At 44.1% G+C, this 21,218-nt stretch carries 22 protein-coding genes; 16 read left to right on the top strand and 6 right to left on the bottom strand.

Annotation, left to right across the window (positions count from 1 at the left end; genetic code table 11):
* Positions 1-47: 47 nt before the first annotated feature.
* The 15 genes from rplO (at position 48) to prfA (ending at position 9,634) form a co-directional block, all read left to right on the top strand.
* Positions 48-497, top strand: a complete 450-nt coding sequence (rplO, locus tag AACT52_RS04995; RefSeq protein WP_073629582.1) for a 50S ribosomal protein L15 — start codon at positions 48-50, stop codon at positions 495-497.
* A gap of 71 nt (positions 498-568) precedes the next feature.
* Complete coding sequence (secY, locus tag AACT52_RS04990; protein ID WP_073629580.1) at positions 569-1,882, top strand: preprotein translocase subunit SecY; 1,314 nt, start codon at positions 569-571, stop codon at positions 1,880-1,882.
* Positions 1,882-2,433: an adenylate kinase gene (locus tag AACT52_RS04985; protein ID WP_073629578.1), complete on the top strand. Its 552-nt coding sequence runs from the start codon at positions 1,882-1,884 to the stop codon at positions 2,431-2,433. Before secY ends, AACT52_RS04985 begins: the two co-directional genes overlap by 1 nt.
* Before the next feature lie 196 nt (positions 2,434-2,629).
* Complete coding sequence (gene infA, locus AACT52_RS04980; RefSeq protein ID WP_006276978.1) at positions 2,630-2,854, top strand: translation initiation factor IF-1; 225 nt, start codon at positions 2,630-2,632, stop codon at positions 2,852-2,854.
* Between the two features lie 428 nt (positions 2,855-3,282).
* Entirely contained in the window at positions 3,283-3,396 is a 114-nt protein-coding gene (gene rpmJ / locus AACT52_RS04975) for a 50S ribosomal protein L36 (protein WP_071599794.1), read from the top strand.
* A 106-nt stretch (positions 3,397-3,502) separates the two neighbouring features.
* The gene (rpsM, locus tag AACT52_RS04970) at positions 3,503-3,883 is read left to right on the top strand and encodes a 30S ribosomal protein S13 (protein ID WP_041036058.1); all 381 of its coding nucleotides are present in this window, start codon (positions 3,503-3,505) and stop codon (positions 3,881-3,883) included.
* A gap of 54 nt (positions 3,884-3,937) precedes the next feature.
* Positions 3,938-4,336, top strand: coding sequence for a 30S ribosomal protein S11 (gene rpsK / locus AACT52_RS04965; RefSeq protein WP_041036056.1), 399 nt, complete (start codon positions 3,938-3,940; stop codon positions 4,334-4,336).
* Positions 4,337-4,369: 33 nt separating this feature from the next.
* Positions 4,370-4,549: a hypothetical protein gene (locus AACT52_RS41210; RefSeq protein WP_073629576.1), complete on the top strand. Its 180-nt coding sequence runs from the start codon at positions 4,370-4,372 to the stop codon at positions 4,547-4,549.
* Between the two features lie 136 nt (positions 4,550-4,685).
* A complete protein-coding gene (locus AACT52_RS04960; RefSeq protein WP_073629574.1) occupies positions 4,686-5,633 on the top strand; it encodes a DNA-directed RNA polymerase subunit alpha in 948 nt (315 codons plus the stop codon).
* 39 nt (positions 5,634-5,672) lie between these two features.
* Positions 5,673-6,023, top strand: coding sequence for a 50S ribosomal protein L17 (rplQ, locus tag AACT52_RS04955; RefSeq protein WP_073629572.1), 351 nt, complete (start codon positions 5,673-5,675; stop codon positions 6,021-6,023).
* 217 nt (positions 6,024-6,240) lie between these two features.
* Entirely contained in the window at positions 6,241-7,068 is an 828-nt protein-coding gene (gene truA / locus AACT52_RS04950; protein ID WP_073629695.1) for a tRNA pseudouridine(38-40) synthase TruA, read from the top strand.
* A 106-nt stretch (positions 7,069-7,174) separates the two neighbouring features.
* Positions 7,175-7,636 (top strand): 50S ribosomal protein L13, encoded by a 462-nt coding sequence (gene rplM, locus AACT52_RS04945; RefSeq protein WP_073629570.1) that lies wholly within the window; start codon positions 7,175-7,177, stop codon positions 7,634-7,636.
* Positions 7,636-8,052 carry a 30S ribosomal protein S9 gene (gene rpsI / locus AACT52_RS04940; RefSeq protein WP_073629568.1) on the top strand — a complete coding sequence of 139 codons (417 nt, stop codon included), beginning with the start codon at positions 7,636-7,638 and terminating at the stop codon, positions 8,050-8,052. Before rplM ends, rpsI begins: the two co-directional genes overlap by 1 nt.
* A 134-nt stretch (positions 8,053-8,186) precedes the next feature.
* Complete coding sequence (rpmE, locus tag AACT52_RS04935; RefSeq protein ID WP_073629566.1) at positions 8,187-8,429, top strand: 50S ribosomal protein L31; 243 nt, start codon at positions 8,187-8,189, stop codon at positions 8,427-8,429.
* A gap of 104 nt (positions 8,430-8,533) precedes the next feature.
* A complete protein-coding gene (prfA, locus tag AACT52_RS04930; RefSeq protein WP_073629564.1) occupies positions 8,534-9,634 on the top strand; it encodes a peptide chain release factor 1 in 1,101 nt (366 codons plus the stop codon).
* A 47-nt stretch (positions 9,635-9,681) separates the two neighbouring features.
* On the opposite strand, the gene AACT52_RS04925 is transcribed toward prfA, so the two are convergent.
* Positions 9,682-10,149: a hypothetical protein gene (locus tag AACT52_RS04925; RefSeq protein ID WP_073629562.1), complete on the bottom strand. Its 468-nt coding sequence runs from the start codon at positions 10,147-10,149 to the stop codon at positions 9,682-9,684.
* Between the two features lie 199 nt (positions 10,150-10,348).
* Between AACT52_RS04925 and AACT52_RS04920 the strand changes: the two genes are divergently transcribed.
* Positions 10,349-10,711 carry a helix-turn-helix domain-containing protein gene (locus AACT52_RS04920; protein WP_073629560.1) on the top strand — a complete coding sequence of 121 codons (363 nt, stop codon included), beginning with the start codon at positions 10,349-10,351 and terminating at the stop codon, positions 10,709-10,711.
* A 67-nt stretch (positions 10,712-10,778) separates the two neighbouring features.
* Here the strand turns inward: AACT52_RS04920 and AACT52_RS04915 are convergent, their stop codons facing one another.
* The 5 genes from AACT52_RS04915 to AACT52_RS04890 are packed head-to-tail and all read right to left on the bottom strand — an operon-like array spanning position 10,779 to position 20,882.
* Positions 10,779-11,696, bottom strand: coding sequence for an ABC transporter permease (locus tag AACT52_RS04915; protein WP_073629558.1), 918 nt, complete (start codon positions 11,694-11,696; stop codon positions 10,779-10,781).
* A gap of 25 nt (positions 11,697-11,721) precedes the next feature.
* The gene (locus AACT52_RS04910) at positions 11,722-13,902 is read right to left on the bottom strand and encodes an AAA-like domain-containing protein (RefSeq protein ID WP_073629556.1); all 2,181 of its coding nucleotides are present in this window, start codon (positions 13,900-13,902) and stop codon (positions 11,722-11,724) included.
* A 23-nt stretch (positions 13,903-13,925) separates the two neighbouring features.
* Positions 13,926-14,285 carry a response regulator gene (locus tag AACT52_RS04900; RefSeq protein WP_198940871.1) on the bottom strand — a complete coding sequence of 120 codons (360 nt, stop codon included), beginning with the start codon at positions 14,283-14,285 and terminating at the stop codon, positions 13,926-13,928.
* A 25-nt stretch (positions 14,286-14,310) separates the two neighbouring features.
* Positions 14,311-19,773: a trifunctional serine/threonine-protein kinase/ATP-binding protein/sensor histidine kinase gene (locus tag AACT52_RS04895; RefSeq protein WP_073629552.1), complete on the bottom strand. Its 5,463-nt coding sequence runs from the start codon at positions 19,771-19,773 to the stop codon at positions 14,311-14,313.
* Positions 19,774-19,799: 26 nt separating this feature from the next.
* Entirely contained in the window at positions 19,800-20,882 is a 1,083-nt protein-coding gene (locus AACT52_RS04890; protein ID WP_073629550.1) for an amidohydrolase family protein, read from the bottom strand.
* Positions 20,883-21,218: the final 336 nt, after the last annotated feature.

The raw sequence follows: 21,218 nt of genomic DNA, 5'->3' as shown, positions 1-21,218 counted from the left end.
GACAAAGGACAAATCATAGGTGACTAATTTTACATAAGGTTTCGACTATGAGACTCACTGATGTTCGTCCTCAAAAAGGCTCTAAGAAACGCCCTCGTCGTTTAGGTAGGGGGGTTTCTGCCGGTCAGGGTGCTAGTGCTGGTAAAGGTATGCGTGGTCAAAACGCGCGTTCTGGTGGCGGTACCCGACCTGGATTTGAAGGGGGTCAACAGCCATTGTACCGCCGTATTCCTAAGTTGAAAGGCTTTCCCCTGATTAATCCTAAGAAGTACACTACGATTAATGTAGAAAAGCTAGCCTCCCTGCCTGCAAATACAGAAGTTACACTGATCTCCTTAAAAGAAGCTGGTATTCTCACTGGGAGTCGAGGACCTTTGAAGATTTTGGGGGATGGGGAATTGAGCGTTCCGCTCAAGGTGCAAGCGGCTGCTTTTACAGGTACAGCTCGTAGCAAAATTGAGGCAGCTGGTGGGAGTTGCGAAGTAGTTTCAAAGTAAGCCAAAAAGCGCGCACCTACGACAAGCCTACCCCAGCCAAGCGCCTGACTTAACTAGCAAGGTAGCCCTTTATGATTAGTCGAGATAAAGCCCCAACGGCTCAAGAAACTTTTATGCAGATGGCGCAAGCAGCCGGGCTGCGAGGTCGGCTGCTTGTCACACTCGGTATTCTCTTTTTGATTCGTCTTGGCATACATTTGCCTATACCAAATATTAATCGAGACGAGTTTGCCAGAGCCATCCAAGGCAACAACCAGATATTAAGCTTTTTGGATATCTTTTCCGGAGGTGGACTCTCTGCTTTGGGAGTCTTTGCCTTGGGTATTTTGCCTTACATTAACGCTTCGATTATCATCCAATTGCTCACTGCTGCCATCCCAGCTTTAGAAAATTTACAGAAAAATGAAGGTGAAGCAGGACGGCGCAAGATTTCCCAAATTACACGGTATGTGTCTTTGGGTTGGGGGATTATTCAAAGTGTCTTCTTAGCAGCGTTCTGGCTCAAACCCTTTGCCTTCAACTACGGACCGATTTTTGTCATCGAAACAGCGCTGGCTCTTGTAGCTGGTTCGATGTTTGTCATGTGGGCATCAGAAGTCATTACAGAGCAAGGTGTTGGCAATGGTGCATCTTTATTGATTTTTGTCAATATTGTGGCAACACTGCCAAAAGCCTTGGGCGACACTATCGATTTTGTACAAAGCGGAAGCCGAGAAACAGTAGGTCGCGTTATCGTACTACTGCTGCTTTTCATCGCCACGATTGTTGGAATTGTGTTTGTCCAAGAAGGAATCCGCCGCATTCCGATTATTTCTGCTCGCCGTCAAGTTGGTCGCAGAATTTTTGCAGAGCAGCGTAACTACCTACCCCTACGACTCAATCAAGGGGGCGTCATGCCGATTATTTTTGCAACTGCAATTCTGAGTTTGCCCCTTTTGGCAGAAAACTTCATCCGCAATCCAGAGTATTCAAAAATAGTTAACACTTATCTGATCCCAGGTGGTTCTCAGCCTTGGGTATATGCCCTTATCTACCTAGTTTCGATTGTGTTCTTTAGCTACTTCTATTCTTCGTTGATTGTCAACCCAGTTGATGTGGCGCAGAACTTGAAGAAGATGGGGTCTAGTATACCAGGCATTCGTCCGGGAAAGGCAACTAGCGAGTACATTGAGCGCGTTCTTAATCGACTCACTTTTTTAGGTGCTATCTTCTTGGGTTTGATTGCGATTATCCCTACCGCGGTTGAAAGTGCTTTGAATGTGCGAACCTTCAGGGGACTAGGTGCTACCTCTCTATTGATTCTTGTAGGTGTAGCTATTGATACATCAAGGCAAATCCAAACCTATGTTATCTCTCAGCGCTATGAAGGAATGGTGAAACAATAGTGACACGAGTAATCTTCTTGGGACCGCCTGGAGCTGGTAAGGGAACGCAAGCGAAAACGCTAGCTGACAACTGGAAAATTGCCCATATTTCTACGGGTGACATACTGCGCCAAGCCCTAAAAGAGCAAACCCCTTTGGGTGTCAAGGCTCAAGGTTATATGGACAAAGGTGAGTTGGTTCCTGACCAGCTAGTGCAGGAAATGGTGCAGGAACGTTTGAGTCAGCCTGATACTCAATCAGGTTGGATTCTGGATGGCTTTCCCCGTACCGTTAATCAAGCAGTTTTCTTAGAGGAGTTGCTGCAACAGCTAAACCAGCATGGCGAAAAGGTGGTCAATCTGGAAGTGCCAGACGAAATTCTGATAGCGCGGTTGCTGCAGCGAGGAAGAAAAGATGACACCGAAGAGGTGATTCGTCGCCGCTTAGAAGTCTACCGCTCTGAAACGGCACCCTTGATTGACTTTTACAGCAGTCGCCAGACTCTTCTCAGTGTCAACGGCGATCAGTCCCCAGAAGAAGTCACTAGCGAATTGCACAAGCTCATCGCCTAGAAAGAGGGAATAGGTTACAAGTTTAAGGTAACAGGTTTTTCCCTGTCGCTTGTTCCCTGTTCCCTATGCCGACAGATCTATGTCAAGATTGGATAAGATATATTAATAAACTGTTGATATATTCTCCGAATTATGTTTTTTAGCAGGCTACAACACGCTGCAACAAACCAGGAGACTGTTGAGTTGAGGAAAAAACTTGTCTAAGCAAGATTTGATTGAAATGGAAGGCACGGTCACAGAGTCCCTGCCAAATGCAATGTTTCGCGTTGATCTGGATAACGGCTTTAATGTCTTGGCTCACATTTCTGGCAAGATTCGCCGTAACTATATCAAAATTTTACCTGGCGATCGCGTCAAAGTAGAACTAACACCTTACGACTTGACAAAAGGTAGAATTACCTATCGACTACGTAAGAAATAGACAATTCTCAAACTCTTTACAGGAGGCAAATGAATTATTGATTAACCAAGATGCGATTCAAATAGAAGTTACTGTTACTCAGGTATCACCTCGTGACAGTTTTCGGCGTCGATGTGAACAATGACTCTCATGTCCTAATTTACCAAGGCATGAAAGTATCAGACATAAGCAAGTTTTTCCAAGAGTGATTGCCTGATCAATAGCAAAAACGCAGTTGCCTTCGACACTGGAATTTCTTGCGCTCGCCTCAAAGTTAGCTTGAAACACAACGATATAACTAAAACTCCAATGAGTGATCAAATGTAACAAGAGAAAAACTATGTAATAAATAATACCATATCACAAAGTTTTTTGTTTTTACGATGAATTTTACTGATTAATTTACCCTAAAATGTTATAATCTACCATTTGGAGTCAAAAGAAAAGCGATGAAAGTCAGAGCCTCTGTCAAGAAAATCTGTGAAAAGTGTACCGTGATTAGACGTCGTGGTCGCGTCATGGTGATTTGTGTGAATCCCAAGCATAAGCAGCGTCAAGGATAACACAGCATTTATAGTTAACAGTCATCGCCGGTGCGTCATCTGATAACTGCTGACTGCTAACTGACAAACATTTACACCACTAGCTTTTAGAAATAGGGAGATTGTTGTGGCACGTATTGCCGGAGTAGACCTTCCACGTGACAAACGCGTTGAAATCGGTCTCACTTACATCTATGGAATAGGTTTATCTCTGTCGAAAGAGATTTTAGAGGCTACGTCTGTTAACCCTGATACCCGTGTTAAAGACCTGAGCGATGCTGATGTAGCAGCCCTGCGCGGAGAAATAGAAAGCAACTACCAAGTAGAAGGTGATCTAAGGCGCTGGGAGGCAATGAACATCAAGCGCTTAATCGACATTGGCACCTATAGAGGTCGCCGTCACCGGATGGGATTACCAGTCAGAGGACAAAGAACTCGTACTAATGCCAGAACTCGTCGAGGAAGACGGCAGACAGTGGCTGGTAAGAAGAAAGCACCATCCAAGTAATTTTTTCTTTGCCTACCTTCAGCAATACTTAATCTTAATTTAACTGAGTGTAATATGGCGCGACAGCAAAGCAACAAAAAATCCGGAAGCAAAAAGCAAAAACGCAACGTTCCAAATGGGCTGGGTTACATCCAGTCTACTTTCAACAATAGCATTGTCACCATTACCGATCAAAATGGAGATGTCATCTCCTGGGCAAGTGCTGGCTCTAGCGGTTTTAAGGGAGCAAAGAAGGGAACTCCTTTTGCAGCACAGACAGCAGCGGAAAGTGCAGCACGTCGAGCGATCGACCAAGGGATGCGCCAAATTGAAGTTATGGTCTCAGGTCCAGGAGCAGGTCGAGAAACGGCTATCCGAGCACTCCAAGGAGCAGGACTGGAAATCACGCTGATTCGGGATATTACCCCGATTCCTCATAATGGTTGCCGTCCGCCCAAACGCCGCCGAGTATAGATACAACATGATTGGGCGGTGAGGGCAAAGAGTTTGAGGATCGCCTTCGTTGCAGAAAATTATGGAGGACACCCCCATTTCGGGGGAGTTTCCTTCACCAACATCAAGCAACTTCTGCAAGAAACTCAAAACTTCAAACAACCCAAAACACTATTAGCGCCCGCTGGCTCTTTGGGAATTCAAACTTCACCGCCATCGGAAAATGCAGTTTGATACACCAAAGTAGCTCAAGAGGGCATTAAGTAAAAAAAGCAAGGACACTGGGAAAGACGGTTTTGCCGCAACCAAGTGTCCGACGAGGCAAGGATTTTCCCTGCTAGCAGGACCTTATAACAAGGGAGGCTACTCCGTGGCGCAGTTTCAAATTGAATGTGTAGAGTCAAATTCTGAGGAAAATAGGAGCCACTACAGTAAATTTGTCTTGGAACCTCTAGAGCGTGGTCAAGGAACGACAGTTGGCAATGCCCTGAGACGGGTTTTACTGTCTAACCTAGAGGGTACAGCAGTCACAGCAGTTCGGATTGCGGGCGTTTCACACGAGTTTGCCACAGTTTCGGGCGTACGGGAAGACGTGCTGGAAATCCTAATGAAAATGAAGGAAGTCATCCTCAAAAGCTATTCTGCTCAACCCCAGATTGGTCGCTTACTCGTTACAGGTCCAACAACAGTTACTGCGGCACATTTTGATTTGCCAAGTGAAGTCGAAGTCATCGATCCGACTCAGTATGTAGCCACCATAGCTGAAGGTGGCAAGCTGGAAATGGAGTTTCGGATTGAAAGAGGCAAAGGATATCGCACTGTAGAACGGAGTCGTGAAGAAGCGACATCTTTGGACTTTCTGCAAATCGACTCGGTATTTATGCCAGTGCGGAAAGTGAACTACAGCGTTGAGGAAACCCGTGGAGATACTGGGATACCAAAAGACCGTCTGCTGTTGGAAGTTTGGACAAATGGCAGTCTAAGCCCCCAAGAAGCACTCTCTTCTGCCGCTACTATCCTGGTAGACCTATTCAATCCGTTGAAAGATATTTCGCTTGATACACCGGATATAGGCGCAGAAGTCTCAGAAGATCCAACTGCCCAAATTCCAATTGAAGAGTTGCAACTTTCTGTGCGAGCGTATAACTGTCTCAAACGGGCACAAGTTAACTCTGTTGCTGACTTGTTGGATTACACCCAAGAAGACCTGTTAGAAATTAAAAACTTCGGTCAGAAGTCAGCTGAAGAGGTCGTTGAAGCTTTACAGCGACGCTTGGGAATTACCCTACCGACTGAAAGAGCTTCTAAACACACCTAAGAGAAAACCTTAGATAATTTTAATTTGTAGTGCATAATTATGCGTCACCGTTGTGGGATTAAAAAACTCAGCAAACCAGCTGACCAGCGCCGCGCCCTGTTGCGCTCGCTTACTACTGAAGTCATCCGTCATGGACGAATCACTACCACTTTAGCCCGAGCTAAGGTGGTACGCTCCGAAGTAGACAAAATGATTACTCTAGCCAAAGACGGTTCTCTAGCAGCACGCCGTCAAGCCTTAGGCTACATATACGACAAAGAACTGGTTCATGCTTTGTTTGAGCAAGTTCCCACTCGGTATGGTAATCGCCAAGGAGGTTATACCCGGATTCTGCATACCGTACCTCGTCGGGGTGATAATTCTGAGATGGCTATCCTCGAACTCGTCTAATTTAGTCATTTGTCATTAGTCATTAGTTATTAGTCAAGAATCATGGACAAATGACAAAGGACAAATGACCCTCACGGGTATCTCCTTCGGAGACGCTGCGCGTTCGCCCTTGGCGTGCGCTTTGCGCTTACGCCAGTTCCCTGGGCGCGGGAAACCCTCATTCGCCCTGCGGGCAGGCTGCGCCAACAGGACTGGTCTCACAAAGGACAAAATCTTTATGTTAGATAGCCACCAGCCTACACCAACTTATAGAGTCGCCCTGGTAATTCAATACCTGGGCACTCATTTTCATGGCTGGCAACGGCAAGCGCAACATCGCAGTGTCCAAGAAGAGATAGAAAAAGTTATTTCTCATCTACTCGGTCATCCAACGACACTGCACGGTGCGGGACGAACTGATGCTGGAGTTCACGCTGCTGCTCAAGTGGCACATTTTAATGTCACGAGTATGATACCAGCTCACAAATGGGCAACCATTCTTAACAGCTATTTGCCCAAAGATATACTGATTCGAGCTTCCGCACAAGTGAGTCAAAATTGGCATGCTCGCTTTAGTGCTACTTATAGACGGTATCGTTATACGCTTTATACTGAAGAGCTACCAAACTTGTTTGCCAGACCCTTTAGTTGGCATTATTATCATGCACCCCTCGATGAATCTCTCATCCTCTCAGCACTCAAACCTCTGATTGGACACCATTCACTGGCTGCTTTTCACCGAGCAAACTCAAGTCGCAAGGATTCCTGGGTAGAAGTACAAGCAGCAGAGTGCTATCGCACCGGACCATTTCTTCATATTGAAATTCAAGCAAATGGATTTTTGTATGGTATGGTGCGGTTGTTGGTGGGGATGCTCGTACAGGTTGGTTCCGGACAGCGGACAGTCGCTGACTTCACGGATCTTTGGAAACATCAACGCCGCCAAGAAGTGAAATATGCCGCACCCCCTCACGGCTTATGCTTGTTGCGAGTCGGCTATCCTGATTTCCCCTTTCCCCCAAAGATTTGGTTTGACGCCCAACCCAAATTAGTCTTTGGTTATTAGTTATTTGTGAGTGCTTGGTCGTTAGTAGAACAACTAACAACAAATAACAAAAGACAAATAACAAAAGACAAAAGACAAATGACAAATGACAAAGGACAAACGACAAATGACAAACGACAAAACATACCTTCCTCCTCAAGATACTCTTGAGCGCAATTGGTACATAGTAGACGCTACTGACCAACGTCTAGGTCGCCTAGCAAGCGAAATCGCCATCATTCTTAGAGGGAAAAATAAACCCGAATACACCCCTCACTTGGACACAGGTGACTTCGTGATCGTTGTAAATGCTGAAAAAGTGGAAGTCACAGGTAAAAAGCGCACTCAAAAGGTTTACCGTCGTCACTCCGGTCGTCCCGGCGGTATGAAGACTGAAACCTTTGACAAGCTGCAACAACGTTTGCCAGAACGGATTGTGGAACATGCCATCAAAGGTATGCTACCGAAAAATAGCTTGGGAAGGCAGTTGTTTACTAAGCTAAAAGTCTATGCTGGACCCACTCATCCCCATACAGCACAGCAACCAAAAGAGTTAAAGATTCAGACAATTCCAGGAGTACAAAACTAATGCAAGCAACAGATACTGATAGCGGTCGTGCCGTGTACTGGGGCACAGGTCGTCGTAAAAACGCAATAGCGCGGGTACGCTTAGTTCCTGGTACCGGACAATTGATTGTTAATGGCAAACCAGGAGACCTTTACTTCCAATTCAACCCTAACTACCTCTCTGTTGCCAAAGCACCTCTAGACACTCTAGGTTTGGAAAACGAATACGACATTATCGTAAAAGCTGAAGGCGGCGGTTTAACCGGACAATCAGATGCTGTTCGTCTGGGAGTCGCTCGCGCCCTGTGTCAACTCGACCCAGAAAACCGTCCTCCTTTAAAAACCGAAGGCTACCTGACTCGTGATCCACGGGCGAAGGAGCGTAAAAAATACGGTTTGCACAAGGCTCGCAAAGCACCTCAGTACTCCAAGCGTTAAGCGAGGGGGGATTAGGTATTGGCGATTAGGTACTGGGAAAATTCTTGCCCAATCGCCAATGTCCAGTCGCTAGTCCCTATTCCAGCGCTAAAGCGAGAAGTTATAATATATATAGAGAAACCACGGAAGGAAAAATGGCTAAACCAGAGATTCATCCCCAGTGGTATCCAGAGGCAAAAGTTTACTGCAATGGTCAACTTGTGATGACCGTCGGCTCCACTAAGCCAGAACTGCACGTAGATGTTTGGTCTGGAAACCACCCATTCTACACAGGAACTCAGAAGATTATTGACACCGAAGGTCGCGTAGAACGCTTCCTCCGTAAATACGGCATGAGCGAAGGTGGTCAATCCAAAGGCGGCAGAAGGAAAAAGTAGCGGGCTGGCTTTAGCTGTTAACGACGACCCTGCATCAGCCGGGTCGATTGTTGTATTTAATGCTCAAGCCAATTTGCTATTTTTTAAGGAGCGCTGCATTCGTCATGGCTGAAACATATCTGCTGGAGAAATTAAAATCCGTTGAACAAACTTTTAATGAATTGACTCGTCGCCTTGCCGACCCCGATACTGCCAAAAACCCTGATGAGTATCAAACAATCGCAAAGGCACGCTCTTCTTTGGAAGAAGTCGTAGATACCTATGAAACCTGGAAAACGGCTCAGGAAGAATTCATCGGGGCGCGTGAGGTGTTAAAAGAAGCTCAAGGCGATCCAGAACTGCAAGAAATGGCAGCCCTGGAAGTTCAAGAACTTGAGCAAAAAATAGAATACCTAGAAAATCGCCTGAAGATATTGCTCCTACCACGTGACCCCAATGATGATAAAAACATCATGCTGGAAATTCGTGCGGGTACAGGCGGTGATGAAGCAAGTATCTGGGCGGGTGATTTAGTACGTATGTACTCACGATATGCTGATGTCCAGAATTGGAAAGTGAAGCTTGTGAGCGAGTCGCTGGCGGAAATGGGCGGCTTCAAAGAAGCGATATTGGAAATTCAGGGTGACAACGTTTACAGCAAGCTGAAGTTTGAAGCTGGCGTGCATCGGGTACAGCGCGTACCTGTTACCGAAGCTGGGGGAAGAGTTCACACTTCTACAGCAACTGTAGCGATCATGCCAGAAGTGGATGACGTAGAAATCCACATCGACCCGAAGGATATTGAAATGAGTACAGCTCGTTCCGGCGGTGCTGGTGGACAAAACGTTAACAAGGTAGAAACAGCGGCTGACTTGTTTCACAAACCCACTGGTATCCGCATTTTCTGTACAGAAGAACGCAGCCAGTTGCAAAACAAAGAACGGGCAATGCAAATCTTGCGGGCAAAGTTATATGAAATGAAGTTACGCGAACAACAGGAAGCTGTGACTTCTATGCGGCGATCGCAAGTAGGTACAGGGTCGCGTTCTGAAAAGATTCGCACTTACAACTACAAAGATAACCGCGTCACCGACCATCGTTTAGGTCAAAACTATTCGCTCAACTCATTTCTTGAAGGCGAACTTGAGCCTGTGATTCAGGCTTGTATTTCTCAAGACCAGCAAGAACGGTTAGCGGAACTCGCCGCTTCTGGCGCTAGTAATTAATCTTTAAGGTTGTTAGAGTTAGTTGTTAATTATGAGTTTTTTTACCATTAACGACTAACCACTTGGCTTTCAATATCTTGGAAGACCGCTTGTTGTGTTGTTTCCTCTAACACACACAGGCGGTTTTCTAATGTCTTGTGGACTGCACTATCGATATTTTTGGGATATGGATAATAAGCAAATTCGTACTGCATAAGATGATTCAAGTGACGCCATTCCTTCAAAGTTTGGCAGGACTCAATTAACTTTTCTACTTCTATTTGCCAACGGGCAAAAATCCTGTAGCTAAAAAACCCACTGCATACGTTACCTTTTTCGTCCCAGTAAGAAATACACACTTGATGGGTTAAACAGCGGATTTTCTTAATTTCTTTTACGTTATAGCCTTGTGCTTGCAGTGCTTCTTTTGCCTCACTGTTGGAAATGTGCCATTTTTCTGGTTTAATTTTATTGGCAGCAATTAAGCTTTGACCTTTGCGACGATATTGACCAATCTTTCGTGAATAGCAAACCATAACGCGCCTTTTCTGTTGTCAGCAAAAATACTCAAATTCTTAATAATTCTGATGCACCCAGTGTCTGGGTTTGACAACTTTAGTTTTAACTTTAAAACTAAAGTAATAGTCTACTACTGAAACAGGGGGCTGTCAACAGACAAGTAAACTTGTAATAATGCAAGTAAACTTGTAATTAAAGTTGAGTAGCAGTTCAGCAGTGAATACACAAAGCAGACAAAAACTGATTGAGATCATCAAGCTAGCTCGTGGTTCGATGAGTCAGCGAGCTTTTGGTAAGCTGTTGGGAGTTTCTGCGACTGCTGTTCAAATGTGGGAAAAGGGCGTTAAGGTGCCAGATACAGAAAATTTGGCTCAAATAGCAGCACGAGCAGGCTATACATTGGAGGAGTTACTCTGCTGCTTAGAAGGCAAGCCAGTATCCGAAGCTTCAGATTTAAGTTTGATTCTTAGGCAAATTAATCATCTGCCTCTGACTCAAGTGGCTCAGATAGTTCAAGCTGGGGCGGCTAGGTTGGCTGCTGCGGCAGAGGCATTAAGCGATGAAGCTCAGGCGAGTTAAATTTTCAGTTGTGTTTTAATTTATTTTTACTTTATAAATGACCTCTTCATCAGCAACGCCAATTTTTTTATTGCTTTGGTGTAGCTTCACCAAATTTAATTAAAAGAGCAATAGCCATACTAACAACCAAAATTATTGTCATACTCAAAGCTGAACCAAATCCCCAATTTTGCGTTGGTCCAAGAAACTGGTTGTAAACCAACCGCGCCGCCGTCATACTGGAAGCACCGCCAAGTAATTCGGGATTGATAAAATCGCCAAATGCCGTGATGAAGACCAAAAAAGAAGCTGCAGCAATTCCTGTGAGAGTTTGTGGTACAGTGACTTTCCAAAAAGTTTGCACAGCATTTGCGCCTAAATCAGCTGCGGCTTCTAGCAAACGCTTGTCTAGTTTTTCTAGAGCAGCGTATAAAATTAAAACCATATAAGGCAGCAAGCTATAGCTCATGCCAATTAAGACAGCTGGACTGCTGTTAAGGACATCTAAAGTCGGTAAGCTGAAACTGCTAAGTATGCTATTGAGTAAACCAGTAGGACGAAGAATTGTAATCCAAGCATAAGAGCGAAGTAAAGACGAAGTCCATAAAGGCAAGATAAAGCCAATAAGGAGCAAATTTCGCCAGCGCCAAGGTGCTCTCTGAGCAATCCAATAGGCGACGGGGAAACCCAAGATTAAACAAATGATTGTCGAACTGACTGCAAAAAAGAGCGATCGCCCGATAACTTGGAGGTATAAGGGGTCAAATATCCGGATGTAGTTCGCAAATCCACTGGGATTCACCACATCTCCAGGGCGAATATTTGGTACTAAACTTAACTCAAAAATTATCAGTGTTGGCAGCACCAGCAAAAGCAACAACCAAATTCCAGCAGGTGCAAGCAATGTCAAAGGTTGTAGCCAGTTGAGTCGTGGGCGAGGTAATTTTGGCGGTTGGGCTACATTACTTGGAGGATGTAATTGAGAGTGAGGAATTTGAGTAGACACAAGCCTATAAAACTAATTATTTAATTTAAATATGCAGATTGATCCAACTACGATTAAATATTAATTCATAAATACGGTTATGCACTTTTAAAGAACCCTGTTGGTTGACAACTAGCCCCGATAACAGCAATTCCCTTTCCTCTGGAGAGTCTACACAGACAACTTCTTGTTGCTGCAAAATTTGTTGATAAAGTTCTAGTAGCCGAACAGGTTGCTGCTCGCTGTTAAGGATGCGATCGCGTATAGTTCTCAAATGCTCTGGCTCATCCTGAGATTCCCAATTGTCTATCACAGAAGTTCGCACCAAATATTCAACCCATTGCGCTTGATTATTTGTAGGAATCGGGGATGAAGCACGGCGTATAAGTTTGCAAAGTTTTTGAGTCAGAAAAGGTTGACCGCTTGTCCAAGCTAACACTTCTTTCAGCACCACTTGTGGATTGCTCACTTTCTCTGTCAATCCATAAAGTAAAGGTTGAGCTTCATGAATTTGAAAGCCATTAAGTTGAATTGCTTGACCAATGTTAAAAGGCGTTCTTTGGGGATCAGTTATCAAATCTGAAGGTGTTGCTACTCCAAACAAAGCAAAAGTTAAACGTTCATACTCTGGATTAATACTACGTTGGTTATAGCAGGAGCGAATCAAAGCAAAAAAGTCATTGACTGGAAAATTTAAGCCTAAGACAGTATCAATTTCATCTACAAAAATAAATAGCTTTTCACTTTTAACCTGAGCAAGTATAATATCCTCTATAAATCTGCTTAAGCATTGGATAGGCGATAAATCTTTTTCCTCATTCCACCAAGCTTTCAGATTGACTTTTCCAAACAAATTAAAATTTTGCCATAACTCCACCGCAAATCCCTTATACCATTGATCAGGAGTCACGTTTTCAGTACCAAGGCGAGTGATATCAATCGCTGCACAGCTAAACCCCTCTTTTTGGAGATAGTCCATCATGTGTACCATGAGGCTTGACTTGCCCATTTGGCGTGTGTTCAAAATGTAACAAAACTCTCCACGCTTCAGTGCTTGATAAAGCAAACGATCTGCGGAACGCACCACATATGTAGGAGCATTCATTGGCAAACTACCGCCTACTTGATAATCAAAAGTTGAAGATTGTTCTGCATTTTTAAGCAGAGCGTTTTCAAATACCAATTCAGCTTGAGTAGCTTTAAGAATTTCGAGTGTTTGTGAGAGTTCGCGAGTACGCTCTTCGACTTTTTGTTCTAAGGTACGGTTGGATTCAGCTAATGCGTCTTTTGCCTGCTCCAAGGCGGCGTTTTTGCTTGCTAATTCTTGAGTAAACTGAATCCGTTCCGCTTCCGCTTGTTTGCGTTGGGTGATATCAGCAAAAGCAGCTATGGCATAGACAATTTCTCCCTTCTCATCATAAATCGGGGTTGCTGACACCTCTAAAGGGATAATTTTGTCAGCTTGGTGGATCATCATGTCATCAACGGTTACACTTTCCCCATTTAATGCTTGTAGAATGGGTTGCTCTTGCGTGGGGTACAACTGTTCCGTCCCCGCCTGATAGACTTGATAAATCTCGGTCAATTGTGCAGCTGTAGCTCCAGGTTCAATTCCCTTGCCCAGTATCTGCTGTGCCGTCTGATTGGCATAGTAAGGTTTACCATTAGCATCAACGACAAATACCCCCACTGGCACAGCTTCTAGAAATTGAGCCAACCTTCTCTCACTTTCGCGCAATGCTTCCTCTGCTCGCTGACGTTCAGTCACCTCTTGCTGTAGACGGCTCAATAATTCTGCTTGAGCCTGCTGTGCCAAACGCTCCTGTTCATGAGCCGCTTTCATCCGCTGCACATGTTGCAGAGTTTTGTTGGTTGTAATTTCTAAATCCTGAAAATTAATCGGCTTAGTTAAGAAGTCAAAAGCACCCCGATTCATTGCCGTTCTGATATTTTCTATATCGCCATACGCAGAAATAATAACTGCTTTGATGATGGGATATAACTCATTGAGTTTAGTAAGTAAAGTTAGCCCATTCATTTCCGGCATATAGATGTCGGTTAAAACTATATCTATATCCGGTTCGTCTTGTAGCTTTTCGAGGGCTTCTAATCCATTTTGGGCAAAAATTAATTGGAATTGCTTTTGCCTAATTTTTTTTCTAAATGCCTGACAAAGCAGCGGTTCTAAGTCAGGCTCATCATCCACAACCAGTATTTTAGCTGGCATAGTTTTGTCCTGATTGGGATTGTTTACGAATTCAATATTTTTTCCTTAAGTTTGTTAAATTCTATTGGCTTTGTGATATATTCATCAGCACCGTATTGTTGAGCTATTTGGTAATTATTTTCATCGTTATAAGCAGTGATGACAAACACTTTTAAATGAGGAAAATTTTGTTTAATAATTTTGAGTAATTCTAGCCCGTTCATTCCAGGCATATTGATATCTGTTAATATCAGCGATAAACACTCACTTTTGTTATTTTGTAATTGGTTTAGTGCTTCCTCTGCTGACAAGGTAAAATATAAGGTAATTTGATTTTGTCTGAGTTCTCTTCTAAATCTTTGCTCAAACAAAAATTGAACGTCTTGTTCATCATCTACAACCATTATTTTCATTTTCAAATTTCTTTTTCTAGGGAAAACTCTTGGGCAAAGTGATAATAAACAGTGTATAGGAGTTTACTTCGCTTTCTACTCTGATCTTTCCTTGATGCTGCTGGACAATAATATCATGAGTAATAGAAAGACCCAAACCAGTTCCTTCGCCGGGTGGCTTCGTGGTGAAAAAAGGATTAAAAATCTGATCTCGCAATTTCTGCGGAATTCCTTCACCGTTATCTCGGATGTGTATTTCTACTTGCTTACCTAAATCTTTAGTGCTGACTGAAAGCGTAGGTGAAAACTCCTCACTATCGTGTTCTGGCTCTCGCTGAAAACGCATTCTCTTTTTATACGCAGCGTAGCAAGCGTTATTAATAATATTTATTAAAGCACGACTGATATTCTGCGGCACAACATTGATTAAACCAAGGTTGTCATCATAGTCAGTTTCTACAACGATGTTAAAGGAAGCATCCTTAGCACGCATTCCCTGATAAGTTAAACTAATAGCTTCTGCAAGCATTGCGTTGATGTCGGTTTCTTGGCGATCGCCTGTTTGCCCCCGAGAATGCATCAACATCCCATGCACTATGTTATCTGCTCGTTTGCCGTGCTCATTAATTTTTTTAGCGTTTTGTTTCAAATCATTTAAAATCTCTTCAATATATTCTCTAGATTCCGAGTCTAATCGGTCTTGTTGATTTGAAATCTCTTCGAGTAGTTCTTGGGTTAACTCTACAGAAAGTTCGGCAAAGTTGTTAACAAAGTTTAAGGGATTTTTGATTTCATGGGCAATGCCCGCTGTTAAAGCTCCCAAAGAAGCCAATTTCTCTTGTGCGATAATCTGAGCTTGCGTGGCTTTGAGTTTTTGCAGGATACTTGCCAACTCCTGATTTTTCTCTTGTAATTCCTGGGTTCTCACCTCCACTTTCTGTTCTAGAGTCCGGTTGTAATCTTCTAACTGTTCGTAGAGACGGGAATTTTCAATGGAGATGGCGGCTTGGGCAGAAAGGATTTTGAGGACTTCGACGCGATCGCTCGTAAAAGCGCCAGTTGTGAGATTATTTTCTAAATATAAAATGCCGCTCAGTTTGCCTTGATGCAGTAAGGGAGTGCAGAGAATCGATTTGGGTTTAGTAGCAATAATGTAAGGATCGCGGGTAAATTGACCTTCATTGGTAGCATCATTTAACACCACATTTTCCTGAGTGCGGGCGACATAGTTGATGATGGCGGGTGATAGGAGCGGAATTTGAGTATCAGGATTTATGGAATCTACTGGAATTGATTGCAGTATAGTAATGTCATTAGAATTTACACTTCCTTGAGCTTCGATAACCCACTGACTCTTGCGCTCTAGAAGCATAAAACCTTTTTGAGCACCCGCATTCTCAATCACGAGTTTCATAAGCTGTTTTAGTAGCTTATCCAGAATAATTTCGCCAGAAAGAGATTGCGAGGCTTGCAATATACTGTTTAAATCTAAGACATCAGATGTTGTTGTACCCGTGTTGGTGGTTGAGGGATTTAAGCGAGTTGCAAAGCTATCTGTTGAGGTATTAGCTAAAAACTGTGGATATCTTGCTTCCAAATCTTTCACCTTAGCCACCGCCCCCCAACGCTGATAAGCATAATGGGCATCTTGCAGGTAGTGGCGGGCAACATGATTTTGGTTTCTGGCTAGGTAAAATTTACCTGCCAGTTCGTAGGCGAGGGCTTCCTCGTTGAGATATTCGTTTTCTTGGGCTAGGGTAATGGCGCGATCGTAATATTCTCTAGCATCGCTATCTTTACCTAACACGCGGGCGCGTTCAGCTTCCACTAAATAGAACTTATGGAGAAAATTCATTGGGGCATGATGCGCCCAGTTTTCCATTTTTTTCTGATTGGTATCTACCTTTTCTAAAATGTGTGGTTGTTCAGCTTCCTGGACAACAGGAAACACAGCAAGGAGGGCTAGAGAATAATAGAAGTTAAAGATAGATGTTGTATATAATCCTAGTGCTACGCCCAAATGCTCTTCAGCCTTAGTAGCATTTTCAATCGCTTGCTGGTACTCCTGAAACAGATAGCAAAGAACAAGTTTATTTAGATAAAACCAACCCATTGCCTGTCTATCATTGACTTTTTGGTAAACAGACAGCATGGTTTTCTCATCGTAAGTTTGACTAACCAAAAGACAGGGATTTTGGGTTTTGCCAATCAGGTTTAAGACAGGTTGTCGAACCAACTCAATCCAACGCTGGGATAGTTCCTGTTTATGTTGATTAATCGCCTCGCTGTATTTGACAATCTCTCGTTCCAATTCCTCCAATTCCTGACCAATCCAGTATGCATGTAAAGCGTACATGAATAGCGCTGTGCAACTCCAAATCATATCTCCTGTTTCCAATCCACATTGGTGTACCTCGAGAAAAGGTTTTAATGATTCCCGGGTATGCTCTTTCCAATGTCTAACGAATGTATTAAATACATAGACTGTCTTTGCCTCGAATTGTTTGGTATCAAGTCTTTTCAAAAGCTTCAACGCTAATTGATTGAATTGATAGCCTGCCTCAATATCTTCTGCTGCCCCACATAGAACGATTCCATACACAGCATAGGAAGGAGCTGAGAAAGACGTAGTGCCAAACTTAAGGGATATATTGACCAATCCGAGTATGAGGAAAGGGAACAGCTCAGGGAATCCTACAGACGCAAGACTCAGCACTAGAAATAATAACGGCATTGTTGCCAACTTTTTGGCATCAGTCATTTTCGGCAGATCAATTAAATCCTCAATATTCTGCCCAGCCCAAATAGCCTTTGTCTCCTCCAGACGATAAACCAAATCCGCCTGATTTGGTTTTTTCGGAATTTCCACTCCCAAAAATTGCAGAGCTTGCAATCCAATCTTCATTGCTTCTGATGATTGCTGCCGCCCATAATAAGCTTGGATCTTAATTTCATAGGCTTTCACTTTATCCAGCAGGGTTTTGGCTTTTTGCAGTATCACCTCAGTCCATTGCTCCACCTCTTCAAGACGATCACTGAGGCAGGCTGCTTCTGCTGCTTCTAGGTAAAGTGTCAGGGTTAGGTCATACTGTCGCTGCCAGCTACCATCTTTATTATCTGATGAAAGGAATTGAGGAGAGTTAAGCAGTTTGATACCAATTTGCAAGTAATTGAACGCCGATTGATAAGCTACCGATGCCTTTGCTTTCCGACCCGCTATCAGGTTTAATTGGGCTAGCTCATCTCGTTCTGTCTGGTGTTTGAGGCGATCGCGACCTTGGTTAAGTTGGTTGACAATGGTAAAAATTTTCTGCTCTTGCTCCTGTGGCGATGTGTTCCGTAACAGCAGTCTCCCCACTTGCGAGTGTACGTCTTGCTTTTGGGATTCAGGAATGAGGGAATAGGCTGCTTGTTGGATGCGGTCATGGGTAAACTTGTATTCGACTGTGACTTCATCTGCCAAACCCTTAACATTGAGTTCTATCAACTTGTAGCCATCCCCCAAGGGCAAGACCAAACCCTCTTCCATTGCCGTCCACAGATCAGCAGCTGTTGCTTGGGGAGATTTTTCGTAGATAATTCCCAGGGTTTGGAGTTCAAACTGGTTACCAATACAAGCAGCTAGCCTCAAGACCTGTTGTGTCTGTTCTCCCAACTTTCGCAGCTTGTCAGCCATCAGTTCAACCACATTATCAGTAATATTCCGCAACTGAATTTGTGCTAAATTCCACTGCCAAACCCTTTTTTGGAAGTCAAATTTCAAAAGCTCTTCGGTATAGAGTGACTTCAAAAACTCATTTATGAAGAAGGGATTGCCTTGAGTCTTCGCGAGTACCAATTCTGACAACGGTCTGGCTTTTTCTGGCGCACAGTTGAGAGCATCTGCCGTAAACTGCGTAACATCGGGCAGGGTTAAGGGGGCAAGCACGATTTGATGAACCGTTGCTCCCCTCTTCCTAATTTCATCCAGCGTCAATAGCAAAGGGTGGGTTGCACTGACTTCGTTATCTCGATAAGCAGCAATAAGTAACAAGTAAGAACTATCTACCGCCGTCATCAATAGTTCAATCAATTTTAGTGAAGCCCCATCAGCCCACTGTAAGTCATCTAAGAAAAGGACTAGGGGATGTGAGGCTTGGGTAAATACTTTGATGAAGTTTTGAAACACGAAGTTAAAACGATTTTGGGCTTCTGTTGCAGCCAGTTCTGGCACTGCTGGTTGAGGTCCAATAATCAGTTCTACTTCAGGAATGACATCAACTATCACTTGACCGTTGGAGCCGAGGGCAGCGAGTAGTTTTTCTCGCCAGTTCTCTATCTGGGCTTGGCTTTCTGTTAACAGTTGCCGAATTAAGGAGCGAAAGGCTTGTACTAGTGAAACATAGGGAATATCTCTTTGATATTGGTCAAATTTACCGGAGGTAAAGTATCCCCGCTTTTCTGTAATTGGCTTATAAACTTCCTGAACTAAAGCAGATTTACCAATGCCAGAATATCCAGTAACCAGCATCATCTCACTAGCTCCCTGGCTGACTCGTGTGTCCTCCGGACACGCTACGCGCACAAAAGCAGCTAATATCGTGTCAATTTCCTTTTCCCGCCCATAAAGCTTTTGCGGAATTTGGAATCTGCCGGAAACATCTTGTTGACCAAGTGGGAAGGCATGAATCTGCCCTAGAGTCTGCCATTGCCGCAGACATTCCTCCAAATCCGCCTTCAGACCATAAGCTGTTTGGTAGCGAGCTTCAGCGTTTTTTGCCATGAGCTTCAGCACGATCTCTGAAATGACTAAGGGAATGTCTGGTCTATGTTCGTGTGGCAGATCAGATTGTCTAGCAATATGGCAATGTATCAATTCCAGTGCATCGTGGATAGAGAAAGGCAACTGACCCGTTAGTAATTCGTAGAAGGTGACTCCCAAGGAATAAAAATCGGTTCGATAATCAATCGCCCGATTCATGCGTCCAGTCTGTTCTGGGGAGATATAGGCTAATGTTCCTTCCAATAAATTCGGATTGCGGAAAGTTGTGGCTTCTTGTGAAAGTTCTGTGGAGATGCCAAAGTCAATGAGTTTGAGCTGACCCGTTGTCTGATTCCAAACGATATTAGAAGGGTTAATATCTTTGTGTATGACATTTAAGTCGTGTACCTGACCGAGGATGCCAACAACCTCAATTGCCAGTGACAAAAACTCATTGAGAGTGAATTCTCTGTTCTGCTTAACTCGTTGGAGGGATTCACCACCAAAATCTTCTAGAACCATCACCCACCGATGCTGCTCGGTTTTCAAGCTGTAGGCATTTACCACACCTGTTAGGTTAAGGTTTTTCGTGATTTCATATTCCCGGTGGAACTCAGCTATTCTTTTTGGGGGTGGATAAGCTTGTTTGAGCATTTTGAGGATAACTCTTTGGTTATCCTCCTCCCGGTAGGCACGATAGACCAACGAGTTATCACTCTCATAGAGTAGTTCCCTAGCTTGATAGCCCAAGATATCCATCGCCAAGTTCCAGCAATTTTTATGTTTTATTCCAGTCCGTAGAAGCGAGCTGGGTTATCCCATAGTAGCTTTTGCACAGTTTTCTTGGATAGTCGCTCCTGAAGCGCTACTGCTTTCTCGCTCATGTCCACATCGTGATCCACATGAGGGTAGTCAGAACCAAAGAGTAAGTTATCGGAGCCGATATACTCGATGATCTGCTCGAGATAAGGTTCCTCTGGCTCAATAGAGATAAAGCACTGACGGCGGAAATACTCTGAAGGCTTGATCTTCACATTGTTTGCAACTTCCCATGCCAAGTTCTTATACTCTTCATCCAATCGCCACAGCCAGTAGGGTAACCAACCACAGCCAGCTTCCAGAAAACCTACCCTAAGCTTGGGGTGGCGCTCTAACACTCCCCCTTCAATCAGCGCCAACATCGCCATCATTTGTTCCATGGGATGAGAGCACGCATGCATAGCAAAACGGGTATGAAACCGATCAGCTCCAGTGGTTGGTAACCGACAATGCGTTCCCTCATGAATACTGACCGCAATTCCTAAGCGCTCACATTCAGTCCAAAATCGCTCATAAGAGGGATCACTCAGCAATCGCCCTTTAACTGGGTTGGGACGCAATACAACTGCCTGGCAACCAAACTCTGCTATTCGATGCAATTCTGGCACCATCTCTTCAGGAGCGTGAAGATTAATTGCTCCCACTCCTTTCAAAATTTGGGGATCGTAGCTGCAAAAATCTCGTAACCAATTGTTATAGGCACGAGTGAAAGCACCAGCCAGTTGCGGTGTCATTGTATCAACTGCCAACAGCCACATTCCCATAGTGGGATAAAGAAACGAAACATCAACCCCCATCTGCTTCATCACCCTTACCTGGGACTCTGAGTCAAAGCAATTGAGCACGGACATAGGATGATCCCGTGTGACTTGCTTGGCTGTTTGGTGCTCTAACTCAGCAGATAACTTGTCAAAAATCCTCTCGCCTGCAACTTTCAAGTCCGGCGTTGGCGCGTGGCTTTTAAACGCAGGTTCGAGATACTGTTGCCACATATCTTTAGGCTCAAGTACGTGGCAATCCGCATCAATAATTTGATATCCCTTAAGCATAGTTTCTCCTCTCTCTATCGCCCAATTGTTTGCTACACGCGCATCTTGCACCTGTCATGTTGAGCGAAACGAAGTGAAGCGAAACATCTCTTAGATTCTTCACTCCGCTTGCGCTCCGTCCAGAATGACACCTAGTGGTTTGTCAAGAAATAATTGAGGGTTATATCATGTCCGGTTAATTAGTCATGATTGCCACGTTAACTGCACCCCACCCCGCGCCGCCCCTCCCCGCAAGCGGGGAGGGGACGTGAAGCGTAGCTTTACGGGGGGTGGGGTTCTTAGGGTAATGATAAGTATTCAGCCGGACATGATATTAGAAGTAGATTGTAGTAAGCG

Origin of the sequence: Scytonema sp. HK-05 (assembly GCF_963872035.1) — a bacterium.
Lineage (GTDB): Bacteria > Cyanobacteriota > Cyanobacteriia > Cyanobacteriales > Nostocaceae > Kalymmatonema.
Note: the sequence above shows the minus strand (reverse complement) of the source record. Positions and strands in the feature narration are given on the sequence as shown.